Raw genomic sequence first — 466 nt, forward strand, 5'->3', positions numbered from 1 at the left:
TGCGCATCGCCTTGGGATTTTTCTGTGCTTTCCAGCTAATTGCGGTCATTCGTGTAATTCTCGGCTGAGCCCCACAGCCCGCCACTCAGCGGGCTGACACGCTCAGTTGGCTGGCAACGGCATGACCGTCACCTGCACCTCGGGATCATGATCACCGCCACCGAGACTCACCCCACGCAACGGGGAAACATCGGAGAAGTCGCGGCCCCAGGCCAGGGTGATGTGTTCCAGCGCCGGCAGGATGTTGTTGGTCGGGTCGAAGTCCACCCAGCCATTGCGCGGGCAATACACCGACACCCAGGCATGCGAGGCATCGGCACCGATCAGACGCGGCTGGCCGGGAGGCGGTTGGGTGAGCAGATAGCCGCTGACGTAACGCGCTGCCAGGCCTCGGGAGCGCAGGCAGGCGAGCATCAGGTGGGCGAAGTCCTGACAGACCCCGCGACGCTCCTCGAGCACCTTGAGC

At 64.2% G+C, this 466-nt stretch carries 1 protein-coding gene; it reads right to left on the reverse strand.

From position 1 onward, the window contains the following. Positions 1-102: 102 nt before the first annotated feature. The coding region (locus tag AC0IYH_RS29355; protein WP_471837550.1) for a transglutaminase-like domain-containing protein at positions 103-466 on the reverse strand (364 nt) is incomplete at its 5' end.

Source organism: Pseudomonas sp. AC463 (genome assembly GCF_979253585.1).